The organism is Streptococcus sanguinis, from assembly GCF_050225395.1.
Taxonomy (GTDB): Bacteria; Bacillota; Bacilli; order Lactobacillales; family Streptococcaceae; genus Streptococcus.
This window is the reverse complement of the sequence record NZ_CP071431.1, coordinates 1,100,408-1,116,186: the sequence shown is the minus strand read 5'-3', so window position 1 is coordinate 1,116,186 and position 15,779 is coordinate 1,100,408. Positions and strand designations below refer to the sequence as shown.

17 protein-coding genes, 1 tRNA gene and 1 CRISPR repeat array (1 of these 19 cut by a window edge) are annotated in these 15,779 nt (G+C 38.1%); of the genes, 2 read left to right on the top strand and 16 right to left on the bottom strand.

The window, feature by feature from the left end; all coding sequences use genetic code 11:
• A CRISPR array of direct repeats spans nt 1-180; the repeat unit is 36 nt; unit sequence GTTTTGGAACCATTCGAAACAACACAGCTCTAAAAC (it extends 516 nt beyond the left edge of the window).
• Between the two features lie 90 nt (nt 181-270).
• From csn2 to J1C81_RS05605, 11 genes are all read right to left on the bottom strand, one after another.
• On the bottom strand, nt 271-933 hold the full coding sequence (gene csn2 / locus J1C81_RS05655) for a type II-A CRISPR-associated protein Csn2 (RefSeq protein ID WP_002915088.1): 663 nt from the start codon (nt 931-933) through the stop codon (nt 271-273).
• Nucleotides 923-1,267, bottom strand: a complete 345-nt coding sequence (gene cas2, locus J1C81_RS05650) for a CRISPR-associated endonuclease Cas2 (protein WP_002915087.1) — start codon at nt 1,265-1,267, stop codon at nt 923-925. Before cas2 ends, csn2 begins: the two co-directional genes overlap by 11 nt.
• On the bottom strand, nt 1,264-2,130 hold the full coding sequence (gene cas1 / locus J1C81_RS05645) for a type II CRISPR-associated endonuclease Cas1 (RefSeq protein WP_002915085.1): 867 nt from the start codon (nt 2,128-2,130) through the stop codon (nt 1,264-1,266). Before cas1 ends, cas2 begins: the two co-directional genes overlap by 4 nt.
• Nucleotides 2,130-6,308, bottom strand: coding sequence for a type II CRISPR RNA-guided endonuclease Cas9 (gene cas9, locus J1C81_RS05640; RefSeq protein ID WP_002915084.1), 4,179 nt, complete (start codon nt 6,306-6,308; stop codon nt 2,130-2,132). Before cas9 ends, cas1 begins: the two co-directional genes overlap by 1 nt.
• A gap of 574 nt (nt 6,309-6,882) precedes the next feature.
• Nucleotides 6,883-6,954, bottom strand: a tRNA-Arg gene (locus J1C81_RS05635).
• Nucleotides 6,955-6,994: 40 nt separating this feature from the next.
• Nucleotides 6,995-7,342 carry a 50S ribosomal protein L19 gene (rplS, locus tag J1C81_RS05630; protein ID WP_009660455.1) on the bottom strand — a complete coding sequence of 116 codons (348 nt, stop codon included), beginning with the start codon at nt 7,340-7,342 and terminating at the stop codon, nt 6,995-6,997.
• Nucleotides 7,343-7,460: 118 nt separating this feature from the next.
• Nucleotides 7,461-7,787 (bottom strand): fluoride efflux transporter CrcB, encoded by a 327-nt coding sequence (crcB, locus tag J1C81_RS05625; RefSeq protein WP_002915080.1) that lies wholly within the window; start codon nt 7,785-7,787, stop codon nt 7,461-7,463.
• Entirely contained in the window at nt 7,784-8,158 is a 375-nt protein-coding gene (gene crcB / locus J1C81_RS05620) for a fluoride efflux transporter CrcB (RefSeq protein ID WP_002915079.1), read from the bottom strand. The genes crcB (J1C81_RS05625) and crcB (J1C81_RS05620) overlap by 4 nt, the downstream gene beginning before the upstream one ends.
• Nucleotides 8,158-8,421, bottom strand: a complete 264-nt coding sequence (locus J1C81_RS05615; RefSeq protein WP_002915078.1) for a chorismate mutase — start codon at nt 8,419-8,421, stop codon at nt 8,158-8,160. Before J1C81_RS05615 ends, crcB (J1C81_RS05620) begins: the two co-directional genes overlap by 1 nt.
• 651 nt (nt 8,422-9,072) lie before the next feature.
• Nucleotides 9,073-10,455 carry a Fe-S cluster assembly protein SufB gene (sufB, locus tag J1C81_RS05610; protein WP_002915077.1) on the bottom strand — a complete coding sequence of 461 codons (1,383 nt, stop codon included), beginning with the start codon at nt 10,453-10,455 and terminating at the stop codon, nt 9,073-9,075.
• A 124-nt stretch (nt 10,456-10,579) separates the two neighbouring features.
• The gene (locus J1C81_RS05605) at nt 10,580-11,020 is read right to left on the bottom strand and encodes a flavodoxin (RefSeq protein WP_002915076.1); all 441 of its coding nucleotides are present in this window, start codon (nt 11,018-11,020) and stop codon (nt 10,580-10,582) included.
• Nucleotides 11,021-11,125: 105 nt separating this feature from the next.
• On the opposite strand from J1C81_RS05605, the gene J1C81_RS05600 reads away from it, so the two are divergent.
• Entirely contained in the window at nt 11,126-12,061 is a 936-nt protein-coding gene (locus tag J1C81_RS05600) for a DHH family phosphoesterase (RefSeq protein WP_002915075.1), read from the top strand.
• Nucleotides 12,062-12,168: 107 nt separating this feature from the next.
• On the top strand, nt 12,169-12,411 hold the full coding sequence (locus J1C81_RS05595; RefSeq protein WP_002895374.1) for a type B 50S ribosomal protein L31: 243 nt from the start codon (nt 12,169-12,171) through the stop codon (nt 12,409-12,411).
• 361 nt (nt 12,412-12,772) lie between these two features.
• Here the strand turns inward: J1C81_RS05595 and J1C81_RS05590 are convergent, their stop codons facing one another.
• The 5 genes from J1C81_RS05590 to J1C81_RS05570 form a co-directional block, all read right to left on the bottom strand.
• A complete protein-coding gene (locus J1C81_RS05590; protein ID WP_002915074.1) occupies nt 12,773-13,216 on the bottom strand; it encodes a YrhA family protein in 444 nt (147 codons plus the stop codon).
• Between the two features lie 12 nt (nt 13,217-13,228).
• Complete coding sequence (locus tag J1C81_RS05585; RefSeq protein WP_002915073.1) at nt 13,229-13,954, bottom strand: HNH endonuclease signature motif containing protein; 726 nt, start codon at nt 13,952-13,954, stop codon at nt 13,229-13,231.
• Nucleotides 13,955-14,220: 266 nt separating this feature from the next.
• Nucleotides 14,221-14,664 carry a hypothetical protein gene (locus tag J1C81_RS05580; RefSeq protein ID WP_002915072.1) on the bottom strand — a complete coding sequence of 148 codons (444 nt, stop codon included), beginning with the start codon at nt 14,662-14,664 and terminating at the stop codon, nt 14,221-14,223.
• Nucleotides 14,665-14,676: 12 nt separating this feature from the next.
• On the bottom strand, nt 14,677-15,531 hold the full coding sequence (locus J1C81_RS05575; RefSeq protein ID WP_002915071.1) for a DNA/RNA non-specific endonuclease: 855 nt from the start codon (nt 15,529-15,531) through the stop codon (nt 14,677-14,679).
• Nucleotides 15,532-15,567: 36 nt separating this feature from the next.
• Nucleotides 15,568-15,762 carry a hypothetical protein gene (locus J1C81_RS05570; RefSeq protein ID WP_002915070.1) on the bottom strand — a complete coding sequence of 65 codons (195 nt, stop codon included), beginning with the start codon at nt 15,760-15,762 and terminating at the stop codon, nt 15,568-15,570.
• Between the last annotated feature and the right edge of the window lie 17 nt (nt 15,763-15,779).

Genomic DNA, 15,779 nt, shown 5'->3' with positions numbered 1-15,779 from the left:
GACAGAGGAAGGGTTTTGGAACCATTCGAAACAACACAGCTCTAAAACGATACGCTGCCAGTGCTCGGAGCTTCTGCGGTTTTGGAACCATTCGAAACAACACAGCTCTAAAACATGCGTCGATGATATAGATTGCGTCGTCTGGTTTTGGAACCATTCGAAACAACACAGCTCTAAAACCTCGTAGAAAAATTTTTCTCACGAAATTTCGTAATCGCACTATTCGTCCCTGCTAGACTTCAGCTCGTCAGGTTCCAATTGTTACTCTTATTATACCATATTTTCAGGGTTCAAGAAATAGTCTTGATCCAGCACATACTGCGGAAAATCATAGACTTTTCGAGGTTCGACAAATAAAACCCTTAGTTGATTTAGTTGGATATACTCTATCAGATTTACTAACTCATCCTCTGATAGATAGGCGGTCGCATTGATGAAAACAAGGAGTTTCTTTTTAGAAAGATATTTAAAAACCTGGACAATTTCTAGCATCTTTTCAAAAAGTGTATCACTTAGAGTTTCGACTTTGACACCAAGTGCATCGATTAACTCTAGAATGGTGATTTCATCATACTCTAGGTCTAACTCGTTTTCCAAACACTCAAATGCCAGCAATTCTGTAATCGTAGCTACCAGCTTTTCAATCATGGACTTGACTTCGGGCTTGTCATTGAGTTGATTTTCTAAATCAGCATGTATCAGCTTGAGCATGGCAGGTGAGTTGAGATTGTATCCTAAGACATCCGTTATCACTAGTAATTCAGTCTCTTTCAGAGATTTTAGATTTCTATCAAACAACTTCAACTCCCCATCATCAGTATATTGGTAGAACTGCTTGACTATAGTTGAAAAGGTAAACTGGTCTTCAAGCACTAAAAAGGTTGCATTTTCAATAGCTAATGGGTCATCCAATAGCGGGAAATTAATCTTCATATCCAGGCTCCTCTCCTAGAAAGACCAAGCGTGTATCCGAGTTTGCTACGCTGGTATTTCGCTCACCATTTAAGTAAATCATGCGAGAAAATTGCTTTTCCGTGACAGTTAAGAGAGTAATGTTTCCCTTTTTAGGATTATGCGTCTTAAGGCGTTCAATCATAGCACTGTTGGCAGAGTTGTTGAGCAAGAGCTTGCTATAGATGGAGAATTGGTGCATGATAAATCCTTCATCTATGAGGAACTTTCGAAATTTCCGATAAGCCTTGCGTTCCTCTGCAGTATCAACAGGCATATCAAACATTAAAATCATACGCATATATCGATAACTCATATCCTAAACTCAGGAACTCCTTTCTCTGGTTGATTGAGAGCTTGGATGACTTTCTTAGTATAGTCACTGACGATATTGGTCAGATACATATCCTTACCATTATAGTGAAAGGTATCCGAGAAAATAGTGAAAAGTTCTCGCTTGATTTTGACAAAAGAACTTTTTCGATTTTCATAGACAATCCTGTCAATAATCGGACGAAAAGGCTCCATAATATCGCTAGCCAGGTTGAATTGATTGAACTGGTTGGCATGTTTCAAGCCAAATTGGGTCATGCAGCCAGACAAAACAATCTCACGCGCAAACATACTCAAAATCAAAGTGTAGCCGTAGTCCAAGGCAGCATTGACATCATTATCCTGCTCACGACTAAAATCATTCCCAAACAAGGTATTAAAATAAATTCGAGCTGCATGCCCCTCACGGTTACTAGGATCAAATAAATTCAACCCATAATAGAGATCGATGACGGACTGAGATTTTTCTAGAAAACCACAACTCCCAAGATAAAAAGCCTGATTGAGAATTTTTTGTGCGATAATGGTGGTCCAAACTTGTGCTTTAACCTCCTCACTCCAAGTGATTTGCCGAGAGAGTTGCAAACTGGAATCGTGCCGACCATAGTAAGGCATTAAGTATGCAGTTGGCAAGCGTTTATCATCACAAAAGATGACTAGAATATTTTCATCAACCAAGCGTTTAATCAGCATAGTGGAGAGAACGATATCTGTTGTCTCCAAAAGTAAGATATCTACCTCGGACAGGTGAATCAATTCTGTCCGAGAGGCATCTTTAAAAATCAAGTGGTTGTTCTTGTAGGAGAGTTTAGAGTGCGTATTGACAATAACCGTTCTCCATCCCATTAGTCTTCTCCTAGTTTGCTCAAGTCAATCCGAGTTTCGTAAAGACCAGTGATGGATTGGTGGATGAGGGTGGCCTTGAGAAGCGATGACGGTGCATAGTCTCTGTATCGTGGAATTTTTACTCCTAAAAACTCAAAATCAGAGGCACTTCCTTGTGAGGTCAACTCGAATAATCCGGCATTTTTACTATTTTCTGGACCAATGAAACTGAAACACAACTTTTCGATATCAACTGTTTCCCAATCAGTAAATGCTTGTCTGATTCTTTCTCCATTTTTTAATGCGCCTACATACTTATCGTTAAAATTAAGTACACACTCTAAAAGTTTAGCAAAATCATTTCGATGTTTCTCAACATACTCTAAGTGCTCTGGTTCAAGTTTTTTATTAATATTCTTAGCATGATACAAAAGTGTAGTATATTTGCCAGGAAGTACTAATTCATTTCCTTTATGAATTTCTCCTCGTTTATTGTTTGTCGATAGAATACTTGCCAGTCTTCTTCTTGTACCATCAGGAAACTCAAACAAACTATATTTAGGTAAAGTAATAGTTGATAGAATCTCTATGTATCTTTTTTTAAGAAGATAGTTTTCTTTGTTATTTTCAAAGTTTATTTTATCTAAAATAGAGATACCTTGAAACTCAAGAATTGTCTTTTGTTGTTTTTTCGCTCCTTTTTCAACAATAGCTTTAACTAAGACCGCGTACGAGTTAGAAATACCAGCGTAACCACCGTATTTCCGTGGATCAAGCCCTTGTTTAATTGGAACAAGATTTTCTTTACTATCTTCTGACGGTTTAGGAGATGGATTAGAATTGAACAAGCCTTTAGGTTTACCTCTATCTAGACCATGTGTCTGAATTTCTGTTTTCTTAACAATATTCACCTGTGGATAGGAAAGTACTTTTTTGATTGTTGCGAAATCTTTTTCCTTATTCCAAGCGATTTCTCCAGTGTCCTTGGAGTATTCGATATTCTCTCTTTTTACGATTATTCCGTCTGCGTAATGCACCTCTTCTTTGAAGAAATTCAACAAGTTTGAGTAAAAGAAATACTTCTCAGTTGCTTTTTCAATTTCTTTAGAGGGTTTGAATCTTGAGATGTATCTCTTAAGATCGTACTTTTGATAGTCACCATAGACGAATTCAGGTTCTAGTTTAGGATATTTCTTAAGGATAGCCTTAGCAACTACTGCATTTAAATAGGCATCATGCGCGTGGTGGTAGTCATTGATTTCCCGTACCTTGTATAACTCAAACTCTTTACGGAAGTTGGAAACTAGATTGGATTTCAAAGTGATGATTTTGACGGTACGAATTTTCTGGTTCTTCTCATTCACTTCTGTATTGAAACTGGCATCCAAAATCTGTGCAACATGTTTTGTTATTTGCCGTGTTTCAACTAGTTGGCGTCTGATAAAGCCAACTTTATCACGCTCATCTAGTCCACCTCGTTCAGCTTTGGTTAAATTATTAAATTTACGTTCTGAAATCAATTTGGAATCCAACAATTGTTGCCAAAAAGCTTTTCTTTTTTGAACAACCTCTAAACTTGGAACATTATCGGATTTACCACGATTATCCTTTGAACTAGTCAAGACACGGTTATCGATCGAATCATCCTTAATGAAAGCCTGAGGGATGATATGATCAATGTCATAGCTACTCAATTGGTCAATATCAAGAGGTTTTCCTGTGTACATATCCTTCCCATTTTGGAGATAGTAGAGGAAGAGGCGATCATTTTGAAGTTGAATATTATCTGTAGGATTTTCTTTTAATATGTTTGAATCAAGTCCAGGTGCTAGATTTTTCAGTGAGTCTTCAATACGTTTATATCTTTGTTGTGAATTCTTTTTCCCTCTGGCAGTTGTCTGATTTTCGCGAGCCATTTCAATTACAATCGATTCAGGAGCATAGCCCATAACCTTGACAAGCTCATCAACAATCTTGATACTTTGTAAAATTCCTTTTTTAATAGCAGGACTGCCTGGAAGTTCTTGGACAACTTGCTTCACATCATCTGTTTTACCAACTACTTGTGCTTTTTGGATAATTTCTTTGAAAGAAAGCCCGTCATCATTGATTAACTGCATAAAGTTGCGATTGATCTTACCGTCATCAATCAAGTAGTCAAGAATCGTATCTCCTGTCTGTTTATCACAGATACCGTTAATCAGCTTGGCAGAGAGTTTTCCCCAACCAGTATAATGTCGACGAGTCAGTGCTTTAATCACTTTTTCATCAAAGATGGAGTCATATTGAGCAAGGCGTTGCTTAATCATCTCACGATCTTCAAATATTGTGAGAGTATGGACTATATTTTCAAGAATCTCTTCATTTTTAGGGTCATCCATAAACTCTTTATCCTTGATAATCTTGAGCAAATCATGATAAGTAGAAAGACTTGCGTTAAATTGTTTTTCAATCCCTTTTAGTTCGATTCCATCGTAGCCATCAACATTATGTAGATAATGGATGATGTCTTTTTCAGTTACTTTTCTTTTTTCTTTGAATAATTGATTGACAATTTGCTTCTTCTGCCCACTATCAAGAAATTGATAATCTCTCAATCCTTCTGCAATAAATTTTACTTTTGTTAATTCATTATAGACAGCAAATGTTTCATACAACAGACTGTGCTTAGGCAGAACTTTTTCCTCTGGTAAATACAAATCATAGTTGGTCATCTTATTGATGAATTCTTCTGCAGAGCTTGCTTTATCAACAATTTCTTCAAAATTCCAAGGTCGGATTGCTTGGTCAGAATTTCGAGTAAGCCAAGCAAAATCACGATTGCCACGAGCCAATGGACCAACATAGTAAGGAATACGGAAGGTCAAGATTTTCTCAATCTTTTCTCTGTTTTCCTTCAGAAATGGATAATGTTCTCCTTGTCGACGGAGAATGGCATTCATTTCTTGAAGATGAATTTGATGAGGAATAGAACCATTATCAAAGGTGCGCTGTTTTCTCAAAAAATCTTCACGTTCAATTTTATCAAGGAAATAATCTGCTCCTTCGAATTTAGAGAGAAGATTTTTGATATATTTGTAAAATGCTTCTTGAGTGGTCTTGCCATCGATATATCCAGCATACCCGTCTTTAGATTGGTCAGAAAAAACTTCATTATATCTTTTTGGAAGATTGTTTTTGATGAATTGTTTTAAAGCTGCCAAGTCTTTTTGGTGGCTTTCATAGCGCTCAATCATAGATGCTGATAGTGGGGCCTTGGTTGAAGGATCTGTGACAGTCAAAATTCCTGATAGAAGAATAGCATCATAGAGTTTTTTAGCAACTAGGAAAAGGTCTGTAAAACCATCTCCAATTTGTCCGAGTAAGTTTTCCAAATCCTCATCATAGGTATCTTTAGAGAATTGTAGTGGAGCTTTTTCTTCTAAGTCAAAATGTTTTTTAAAATCAGCCTGATTTCCTACAATTAACTTGAGAAATTCTGAAAAGAGACTAGTGGATTTTTCATCAGAAAAGAGTTTTAGAACGCGTTCTCTCTTTGCAGATTTACTAATTTTATCAGTAAAAATTGCTTCTACTTGTGCGTTTTGTCCACTAAGTGAACTTCCTTCAAAGGTGTTATCGTAAATGCTTATAAATTCATTAAAAATTTTTTGGATATCATTGTTTTTAATATCGAAAGATTCTTCATATAAAAAATGTCCGCGGTATTTAATCATATGAGCTAATGCCAAATAGATTAAGCGCAAGTCAGTTTTTTCTTTTGAGTCCGCCAGGTGTTTTCTCAAATGATAGATAGTCGGGAATTTCTTATGATATTCTTTTTCTTCTTCCAAGGTAGCAAAAATAGGGTATTTACTTCCTCTCTTATCCTTAGGAACTAAAAAAGAGTCATCTAATCGATGAAAGAAACTACTATCCAACTTGCTTATTTCCTCAGAAAAGATTTCTTGAAGATAGCGAAGACGATTTTTTCGACGGGTATAGCGACGGCGCGCTGTTCGTTTTAGACGTCTATCTTCAGCAGTAGCCCCTTCATCAAATAATAAAGCTCCAATTAGATTTTTCTTGATAAAGTGTTTATCAGTATTGCCAAAAACTTTCATCTTTTTCGATGGCACCTTATAGTCATCCGTAATGACGGCCCATCCGACGCTGTTAGTTCCGATATCGAGTCCGATAGAGTAATTTTTGTTTTCCATGTATAAAATCCTCCTTTGTATTAAGTTATAATTTACAAATTAAGAAATGAGAGTTTTGATTAACTCAATGCCCCCCTTCATAAACTTTACTAACTCAGTTAGAGTAGCTAAATTATCTTTAGTGATTTTGAACTTTTCCACAATAAACTCCTTAAAATATAACTTTATTTAATTATATCATTCTAGCTAAAAATTTCAATAGAATAATGATGAAATATCGGTAAAAATGTGCTAAAATTGATCATAAGTTATATTTTAGTTTTAGAACTGTATTGTTTCAAATGATGATAAACTACCTTTTTGTCGTATCTGCAAAATAATTTACATTTCACTTGATAATCTTTAACAAGTATGGTACAATGAGATTGTTGGAACTATTCGAAACAACACAGCAAGTTAAAATAAGGCTTTGTCCGTACACAACTTGAAAAAGTGCGCACCGATTCGGTGCTTTTTTAATTACTACACTAACTTATTGTACTCCTATTTTCCTAAAAAACAATTTATTTTAGAGCGCTTTCATTTAAAAATAGAAAAAAAACTACGTTAAATGACGTAGTTTTTTTCATATACATGTCCCCTGCCGGAATCGAACCAGCAACTACTCCTTAGGAGGGAGTTGTTATATCCATTGAACTAAGGGGACTTAGAGAAAAACTCTGCCCAATGACAGAGTCTTTCTAAGATTAACGGCGAATTTCTTTGATACGTGCTGCCTTACCTTGCAATGCACGAAGGTAGTACAATTTAGCACGACGGACTTTACCGTAACGAACGACTTCAATCTTGTCAACACGTGGAGTGTGGATTGGGAAAGTACGTTCAACACCGATACCGTTAGAGATCTTACGAACGGTGTAAGTTTCTGAGATACCAGCACCTTTACGAGCGATAACCACACCTTCAAAGATCTGGATACGTTCGCGAGTTCCCTCGACAACTTTCGCGTGAACGCGGACAGTGTCACCAGGACGGAATGCAGGGATGTCAGTACGAAGTTGACCTTCAGTCAAGCTTTGGATTAATGGATTCATTTTTTCTACTCCTATCTTACTAATCTTAAAGTTCATGACCGCAGCGGATTAGCCGTTTTTTGTGCTTCCATTAGGCACAAACTATATTATATCAAAATTTCTAAAAATGTAAAGATGTTTAAATGAAAATTCCCAAAAGAATCGCTAAAAATCCGAGGATATAAGTCAAAGCCAAATAGAGAAGAAATTTCTTTCGCTCCGAAAAGAGATCTGCCAGCTCAGCATTCAAGGTGGAAAAGGTCGTCAGTCCACCACAGAAGCCTGTTGCCAAAATCACATAAAGCTGCTTGTCTTCTATATGATTATAAAAATATCCAATGAAAAAAGCACCTAGCAAATTTGCCAATAAAGTTCCAATCGGCAGATATACTCTGCTATTGACCTTGGAGAAAACATAACGCACAAGAGAACCAGCGCCGCAGCAGATTAACATCGCCCACATCATGACTTCACCTGCTTCCCAGCCCATAGGGCGATTGCAAGGCCACCACCTACACTTAAAACTAGATAGATAAGAAGCTCCATATAGCGCCCTGAATCTGCTAGTTTGATACTGTCTAGCAGAAGACCAGAAAAGGTCGTCAAACCTCCGCAAAAACCGGTCGAAAGAGCTAGAATTAGGCACTGAGACTTAACTTTACTGCTAAGATAGCCCTTGATAATATAGACTAGCAAAAAAGTTCCCAAATAATTGACCAGTAAGGTACCTAGCGGAAATGAATCATCAAAAACTGATATGAGCGCTACTTGGTAACGTAGCCAACCGCCTGCCATAGCAGATAAAGCCACAGCTATCGAATTCTGTACTTCTTTCATTAGATATTTTTATTCTGAAATTCACGCGAACGTTTTAAAATGTCAGAAAAGGTCGCGACAACAGTTTCCTTGTAGCCCTTGTTTTCAACCTTATCCGCCACTCTGGCAAAAATCACATCTTCTCTCTTGCTATCCAAGACAGCTGTGCCTGTTAATTTTTTTAAAGCCACAACTTGGCCAACCAGATTCATGCGTTGCTCCAACAGGGCAACGATTGCATCATCAACTTGATCAATTTCCCGTCTGATTTCTTCTAACGTCATCTACTTCCTCCTTGTATTCTATCTATCATATCAAAAAATAGTAAAATTTTCTAGTTCAATTCTAAATAAAAAGCTCCAAGTACCGTGATTAAAAGAAAACTCGCTTATGCGAGTTTCAGAACGTAGACAAACTATATCAGTAATTAAAAAATGCCCCTTATCGAGGTTAGTTGTCAAATAGTGAAAACTCTTAGGAATGCTGATCTAATACTATTTTTAAGAGTTTTTTTATTTTCTCTAGCAAAAGAAAAAGATTGAAGAAAATTGTCCAAAATGGACTTTTTCTTCAATCTGAAACAGTCTCCCGGACCTTAGATTAAGGGGAACTCGCAAAGGCGAATCCCTATCTACAGATTAAAAAGGTTCCCCGAACCTTAGATTAAAGAGCACTCGCTTAACCGAGTGCTTATCCACAACCTAAAACAGTCCCCCAGACCTTGGATTAAGGAGAACTCGCGAAGGCGAGTTTTTATCCGCAGATTAAAAAGGTCCAATGGACCATGATTAAAAGGCTTCCTCGAACCTTATTAAAGAGCACTTGCTTAACTAAGTGCTTATCCGCAATCTAAAACAGTCCTCCTGACCTTGGATTAAGGAGAACTCGCAAAGGCGAGCCCCTATCTACAGATTAAAAAGGTTCCCCGAACCTTTTTAACCAACTGAGCCTTCCATACTCATGTTGATGAGTTGGTTGAGTTCGACGGCGTATTCCATTGGAAGTTCTTTGGTAATAGGTTCCATAAATCCATTGATAATCATAGCTGTGGCTTCTTCTTCGCTGATACCTCGGCTCATCAGATAGTAGAGTTGGTCCTCAGACACTTTGGAAACCTTGGCTTCATGCTCTAGGGCAACATTAGAATTATGGATTTCATTAAAAGGAATGGTGTCGGAACTGGACTCGCCATCCATGAGAATGGTATCGCACTCGATATGAGATTTGGAGCCAGCGCTATTCTTGCCAAAGCGAACCTGACCACGATAGTCCGTCTTACCGCCATCCTTGGCCACTGATTTAGAAATCAAGGTACTGGAAGTCTTGGGCGCATTATGAAAGACCTTGCAGCCAGCATCCAAGTGCTGGCCATAGTTGGCAAAGGACATAGAGAGGACAGAAGTCCGTGCATTGCGTCCATTAAGAATGCTACAAGGATATTTCATATTGACCTTACTGCCTAAGTTCCCATCAATCCACTCTAAGGTGCCACCTTCTTCAACAATTCCCCGCTCCGTTACAAGGTTATAGACATTGTCCGACCAGTTTTGAATGGTCGTATAGCGGAAAAAGGCATCCTTTTTGACAATGATTTCGACATTTGCGGCATGAAGACTATTGCTTGTGTAAGTCGGTGCTGTACAACCCTCGATATACTGAATGGAGCCGCCCTCCTCGATAATCATCAAAGAGCGCTCAAACTGGCCGGCATTTTCACCATTGATACGGAAATAGGTCTGAACAGGAACTTGGCACTGGACATTCTTGGGCACATAGATAAAGGTTCCGCCGGACCAAACTGCACTATTAAGCGCAGAAAATTTATGCTCAGCATTTGAAATCACAGTACCAAAATACTGCTTGACCAAGTCCGGATATTCCTGAACAGCTGTATCCGTATCAGTGAAAATAATCCCCAGCTTGGCAAACTCTTCCTTCATATTGTGGTAAACTACTTCAGATTCATACTGAGCCACCGCTCCAGATAGAAAGCGCTTCTCAGCTTCCGGAATTCCCAAGCGGTCAAAGGTTTTCTTAATCTCTTCTGGAACCTCATCCCAACTGCGAGCCCGATCTCCGCTTAGCTTCTGGTAGTAGATAACATCATCAAAGCGAATCCCTGACAAATCCGGGCCAAAGTCGGGCATGGGTAGCTTATGAAAGAGCTGCAAGGAGCGCAGACGATAGTCCAGCATCCACTGGGGCTCATTCTTGATTTCTGAGATTTCTCGAACTACTTCTTCGGTCAGGCCTTTACCAGTCGAAAAGAGCGGCTTGACATCATCATGAAAGCCAAAAGCATAGTCGCGTTCTTTCATAGGAACTCCTCCTTTATCTGATGGATAGCACTTACCTATATTATACTCCTAATCATGAGAATTGTCAGAAAATAACACTTTAGCAAAACAAAAACGGCCGCAGCCGTTTCATCTATCTATCACTTTAAACTTTATTAACCAAGCCTTCCGCAAAAGCTTCCAAGCGTGCAATATCATCATCTTCCGCAGATAGGTCAACTTTAACACTTTCTGCACCCTTCACCGCTCCTGTAGCAGCAAAAGCAGCATCAAAGTCATCGACAGCCTTGCAGAATTCATCATAGAAAGTATCGCCAGAACCGACTACTCCGTAGACCTTGCCAGACAAATCTAAACCAGACAAGTCTTCGTAGAAGTCCATCATCTCATCAGGCAGCTCACCATCACCATAGGTATAGGTCGCTACAATCGCAATATCTGCTTCCAAGAAATCTTCTGCATCGACAGTGGTGCACTCGTCCACTTCAACTTCTACATCCAGGTCTCTTAGCTTATCCGCCACAATATCAGCAATTTCCTCGGTGTTTCCAGTCATGCTGGCAAATACAATTTTCGCTAAGGTCATAGTTTCCTCCAAATTCTAATCTGCTCTCATTATATCATATCTTTTTTATTTTAAAAATAAAAACTCTTATGCTACAATGGGTAAAGAAAGTTGACGAGGTTATTTATGACTCTTTATCATGATATTTTAAGTAAGATCAAAGAATACGATACTATTATTATCCACCGCCATATGCGACCAGATCCCGATGCTCTTGGCAGTCAGGTCGGACTGAAAAAGCTGCTTCAGTACCACTTCCCAGAAAAGACAATAAAAGTAACAGGCTACGATGAGCCCAATCTCATGTGGTTGGCACAAATGGACCAAGTCACAGATGAAGAATACCAAGAGGCCTTAGTCATTGTGTGTGACACTGCTAATACAGCCCGTATTGATGACCAACGCTATACGACAGGCGACTTCCTCATCAAAATCGACCATCATCCTGATGATGAGATTTATGGAGATATTTCTCTGGTAGATACAAGCTCCAGCAGTGCCAGTGAAATGATTGCTCTCTTTGCCTTTGAAAATGACTTAGACTTGAGCAAGGAAGCTGCGAAACTCCTCTATGCCGGTATCATTGGTGACACTGGCCGCTTCCTTTATCCTTCTACTAGCGCCCGCACATTCGAAGTAGCTGCCAAGCTGCGCCAGTACGATTTCGACTTATCAACCTTGTCTCGCAAAATGGACTCTATCAGCCGCCAAGTAGCTAAACTGCAGGGCTATGTCTATGAGCAGTTGGAAATAGATGAAAATGGAACTGCGCGGGTCATTCTGCCTCAGGAAATTTTACAAGCCTATCAACTGACCGATGCTGATACAGCAGCCATCGTCGGGGCACCTGGACGAATTGAAGATGTCGGTCTGTGGGCTATCTTTGTTGAGCAGCCAGATGGTCACTACCGTGTCCGCATGCGCAGCAAGGTTATTCCTATCAACGGTATTGCTAAAAATCATCACGGCGGAGGACACCCCCTAGCCAGCGGAGCCAATGCATTTTCAAAAGAAGAAATAGAGCAAATCTACACCGAGATGAAAGAATTGGCAAAAAAGTAAGAAATTAGTCTAAAAGTCTTGTCAAATCAACCAGAATTTGATAAACTATCAAAGTAACTAATCTATGGCTCGCAAAGAGACCATGGCAGAAAGGAAATTTTTGTAAAATGAGAAAAGATATTCATCCAGAATACCGCCCAGTTGTCTTCATGGACACTTCTACCGGCTACCAGTTCCTTAGTGGTTCAACTAAGCGTTCAAACGAAACAGTTGAATTCGAAGGGGAAACTTACCCATTGATCCGTGTAGAAATTTCATCAGACTCACACCCATTCTACACTGGACGTCAAAAGTTCACTCAAGCAGATGGACGTGTGGATCGTTTCAACAAAAAATACGGTCTCAAATAATCATAAGCACCAATCGGTGCTTTTTTTGTATTTGAACACTAAACAACAAAGTACTAGAATTATCCATATGAAAATGCATAAATTTTTGTACAAAATTTATAAAGTATATTGAATTATGTTATCACGCTCATGACTATGAGAATTTGATAATTTATGAATTAATTGAGCAGTTCTCTATATCCCTCTGCTCTGACTGAAAGAATAAGTTATTTGAATTTTCATCACAGCAGCTAAAGATTATAATAACTCACTATGTAAAAAGATCAGCAAAACTGACCTTTTTAATTACTTTATAATATTATTGATGAAGTATTGCTAAAAAATCCGTGAAATTGTCTGAAATAAAATAGATATTGCTAAACTATTCAATAGCATCTGAAAGAAAACTTTCAAGTAAATCATCCAAAGAATTAAATTTCTCTACTACCTCCGCAGATGGCATATCTAATTCTAAATATTCATAGTTACTAGGATTATATACAAACCAACTAATATTGTTCTCTCCGATAAAAACAAACCGTTTATTTTCTTCAACTTCATGCCAAATTTTATTATACTCAAAGAAATCATAAACCTCAGCAGAACAACTATCATCTGTTTTTAAACCATAAAGTACACTCCCATTAAAATCAAGACCATTTACTTTTGTTAAAAATCGTGAATATTCTTGTTCCATAAATATTTTAACTTCGTTTATTTCATTTTTGCTAAGAGATTTAATTTTATCTAAATCAATTGGAGAATTTAACTTTTCCCCATAACCAGATTCAATTCTTTCTATTTTTTCTAAAAGTTCAAGCCACATTTATTTACCTCACTAATTATATATGTTTTTTCCAATGATTGGCCACAAAACTTCCTTACTTTCCCCGATTTTCATTGTTCTAGCAATACTGTTTTGATAATTGGTAATAACTTTATGGTAAGGGTCATTCTTTATCAAGACCAAATTGCTAAAGTCGTTGGTTCCACTATCATCGAGTGGCAATTCATGGTGCACTTGATAACCTTTCGGCACCAATCCATCTTTCAACTTTTGAATATCTGTTTCACTAAGCCCATGAGATTTCAAATTTTTAATATCTGATGAAATTGATTTCAAAAAATCTTTTCGAACAGACTTATTAAAATCATTTCTTAATTCTTTTAGAACACTTCTATCACGTTTCACATAATTTATTTTCTTCATTTCTATGTCATATAAAGTAACATCCTCACCTCTAAGCTTTCCAACAAAATGGCTTCGAGGCTCACTTATGTCTCTTGAAACGTTTTCAACTGCTTCTTCGCTGAACTCTCGACTGACTTTACGACCACTCTGCTCACCCGCCTCGCTATAGAGCTTCTGGCGCAAGCGTTGATACTCTGCTCCTTCACTCGTATTCTGGTACAGGCGAGTTGTGTGCTTACCGATGTCATCCGCATAATGGAAATCATCCAAGCCCGCAAAGGCGAACTTCGTGCGACTAAAGTCATCCCATAGATTCCCAAATCGACTAGTAAAGAAGTTCTTGGTCGCCCCATAACTTTCTTGAGCCAACATACCCAGATGACTGTTAGCCAGCGCTGTGCGAGCTTTTCTAAAATAAGATATCCCCTTCTGAATCTTGGGCGGCTGACCAGCTTGCTCCCACCGGCCATCTTAAATAATTTAGCAGGTCCAATCCATGAAACTTCCTATAGCTAATCAAACTTCACTATATTTTTACAGATAAGGAGCTTTCAAAAAAACTGAATCGAAAAGTTGATTCAGCTTTTTTACTTAGAACAAAAATAAGATGAGTGCTGTGAAAATCGCTTTCTCTTACTTTATACCTGCTTTTCCTTAACTTCCTCAAACCATTTTTCAAACTCTAGTCGTGGAAGTAATTCTTCATCCTTATCATAACGTCCTTCATAACTATAGCGACTATCAAGGCTATTTTTCTGAGCATCATAAATCAACCACATTTCAGTTGGGTGTTCGCGGTCATATTCTTGGCACAGCTTAACCATTCTTTCTATATCTTGTGCCCCAATTCTTAATAGACTAAACTGAATTTCATCTGAACTATCTATTTCATTAGGAAGGTAACCCGCAATCTCATCTCTATCCAGATAATGATTATTAGTTTTAAAAAATACATCAAATCTATAAAAACCATCAGCAACACAATAAATAAAAATTTTATCTGCTTGATTTTGGACATATTCCATAGCTAATGAAACCATATCAATCTGGATTTCCATAAATTTATCTTCAAATTGTGTCATATTATTCTCTCTTTATCTGTTTATATTTGGAATTATTTCGTTATATTTTTTCCCATCAATCTTATAATTGACTTCAAAACTACTCGGTCTCATTGAAGAGCCCTCGTAGTTAATCTTAATGTCCACTTCAACTTTCTTTGGTGGATTTGATTTTAAAGCATCTGCCCAATCTCGTTCAATACGACGATATTCTTTTAGATTGACATCTTTAGCTTGTGAAACAAGGTTATCCAACTCGGGTGATCCACCAAACAAATCTCCGAATATATGCCCTGCATGATCCCCGATTTCTTTATCTAGAGTATTGGAGTTATGGCGTAATCTATCTTCATGGAGTTTTAATTGTAAATCTTCGGCATACGCCCGATCGATACGCCCCACCTCATCAGTACGATAAATATAGCGATGTTCTCCAGCCTCATATACCACATTAGGTTTAGGAACTTTTCCATCCATATGACTTCCATCTGTTAAAATTTCACTAGCTTCATCTATCCAATTTCTCGTTTGAGACTTTCTTAAGTTTCTACCAACTTCATCCGACTCACTATAGAGACCTCGACGTATGCGTTGATACTCTGCTCCTTCACCCGTACTCTGGTACAGTCGAGCTGTGTGCTTACCGATGTCATCTGCATAATGGAAATCGTCTAAGCCCGCAAAGGCGAACTTCGTGCGGCTAAAGTCATCCCATAAATTGCCAAATCGACTAGTAAAGAAGTTCTTGGTCGCCCCATAACTTTCTCGAGCCAACATACCCAAATGACTGTTAGCCAGCATAGTACGAGCTTTTTTATAATAAGATATCCCCTTCTGAATCTTGGGCATCTGAGCCAAGCGGCTGACCAGCTTGCCCCCACCAGCCATCTTAGCTAACTTAGCAGGTCCAATCCATGAAACAATTTAACTAACGATTTCACCTGCCGCATAACCACTATCATAGCCTGAAAATTGACCAGCTTTATTAATTTTATCATGAATCGGTTGCTGCTTCAAATCTTTTGCATGACGCACATCATGAAGAATCGCTCCCATAATGCTACCATCACGAGTACTGTTGTCTAAGTCATTAATCAGATTATTTACTTCTGGAATCATTGTAACCAATCCAAACG